This is a genomic window from Citrobacter sp. VF227 (assembly GCF_052950715.1).
The window spans coordinates 1-433 of the sequence record NZ_JBRFVF010000635.1; the positions used below are offsets into that span (position 1 = coordinate 1).

A 433-nucleotide genomic window follows, 5' to 3' on the forward strand; every position below is an offset into this window, starting at 1 on the left:
TATCCGTTGCAAAAGGGACATGCTTTGCGTGTGTTCGACGTAAACCAACAGGCAGTCAATGAAATAGTACAAAAAGGTGCGACTGCTACTCAAACACCTGCCGCAGCCGCTAACGATGCCGAATTCATTATCACTATGCTGCCAAATGGCGACATCGTTCGGCAAGTTCTGCTGGGTACAGATGGCGTAAGCGAAGGCCTGTCTCCCAATGCATTGGTTATTGACATGTCCACGACTCATCCATTGCAGACCGATGCATTGATCCATGAGATGAAAGAGAAAGTCATCAGCATGATGGATGCCCCCGTGGGCAGGACGTCATTTAACACGATTGACGGCACGCTGCTGATTCTTTCTGGCGGAACGCCTGAACAGGTTGAACGTGCTCGCCTTGTGCTGATGTCTATGGGGAATGAGCTGGTGGAAGCTGGCG

The 433-nt window shown here is 50.8% G+C and carries 1 protein-coding gene; it reads left to right on the top strand.

Translation table 11 applies throughout. The features are described 5' to 3' along the window. Nucleotides 1–6 precede the first annotated feature (6 nt). The coding region (locus ACU8YC_RS28295; protein WP_446896435.1) for an NAD(P)-binding domain-containing protein at nucleotides 7–433 on the top strand (427 nt) is incomplete at its 3' end.